The 1,454-nt window shown below is 35.5% G+C and carries 1 protein-coding gene; it reads left to right on the plus strand.

Going from position 1 to position 1,454, the window contains the following annotated elements:
• The first annotated feature begins 237 nt into the window (after positions 1-237).
• Entirely contained in the window at positions 238-1,248 is a 1,011-nt protein-coding gene (locus tag HHU12_RS33865; protein WP_169661145.1) for an IS110 family RNA-guided transposase, read from the plus strand.
• The last annotated feature ends 206 nt before the right edge of the window (positions 1,249-1,454 follow it).

Genomic DNA, 1,454 nt, shown 5'->3' on the forward strand with positions numbered 1-1,454 from the left:
AAGACAAAACCTTAGATTTATAGTGTTGTATTTATCTAAGATGGTAAATTGCTTTTTAAAACTAGGGTAAAAGAAATAAGTAAACCATAAGACAAAATAATTTTAAAAATTACGTCATTTCTTGGACTTATTTCTTTTAACAGAGTAGAGCCTAAATAAGAGATTGTTTCAACCCCGCTAAGGTTGGTAGGAGTGCTCTGAATTACCCTAATTCATAACCTAAACGAAGGTACAAAAATGATTTATAAGTTTATAATCGGTGTCGATGTTAGCAAACTAAAATTGGACATTGCTCTACGTTTGGATTCGACGAATTTTGAGATGAGAGAATGCCTGAATGAGGAAAAAGAGATCTCTAAAAATTTTAAAGCTCTTCTTAAGGAACATCGCTTGAAGAAAGAGGAGGTGTTGGTTGTTGCTGAAAATACGGGTAACTATACTAACCCGATGACTTGGGCCTTGATAGAAGAGGGTTATAATTTATGGATTGCATGTCCCAATCAAGCACACTATAGCCTGGGTTTAATCAGAGGCAAGAATGATAAACTTGATGCCAAAAGATTAGCCGATTATGGTTTTAGACATGATGACAAGGCGAAGTTATGTGAGCTGGCTTCTGACAGTCTGATAAGTCTGAAGTATTTGAATTCTGAAAAAGAGCTTATCACTAAGCAAAAGACCATGCTTAAAGGTCAACTTACTGATCATAAGGGGTATGTGGAGTCCTCAGATTATAAGGACCGTTCAAAAAGACATAGTAAGACACTCAAAGTACTGGAAGAAAACTTGAAGTCGATCGATAAACGTATTGCCGAAATCATCAAAAATGATCCTCAGTTGAAACACCAGATGAAATTATTGAAATCTATCGTTGGTGTAGGTCCCAAAATAGCATTGGAAGTACTTATCGCTACTTTAGGATTTAGAAAGTTCCCTTCGGCAAGAGAGTTCTCATCTCACGTAGGGGTCGCCCCTTTTGAAAATCAATCAGGGAGCAGTATTCGTTCAAGGGGAAAAACTTCTAAGAGGTCGAACCGGCATATCAAAAGATATCTTCATATGGGTGTCTGCAGTGCAGTACATCATGGAAAAGGGGAGTTCACGAAATATTATGAGAGAAAAATCAAAGAAGGGAAAAAAAAGATGTTAGTACTTAATAATTTACGGTCAAAGCTGATTCATATTATGTTTGCTGTAATAAGAAACAACACTGCCTATCAGCGGGATTATAAAGCCCTTTGGACATAATTTTTTCCGAGAGAAATAACTTGAATTGTCAGCAAAACAATGTATGAATTTCTATGTCCAGGGCGCCTGAAGCATGAAGGCGTTTATATACCCTTGACATAGAAATTCAAAATTATCTTCGCTGTAAATATTGAATTATCTCTTTTGGAAGAAATTGTACAAAATAAATACAATTTTCCTTGTTTTAATCATAAGAGAAATGAAGA

Origin of the sequence: Flammeovirga aprica JL-4, assembly GCF_012844305.1 — a bacterium.
Lineage (GTDB): Bacteria > Bacteroidota > Bacteroidia > Cytophagales > Flammeovirgaceae > Flammeovirga > Flammeovirga aprica.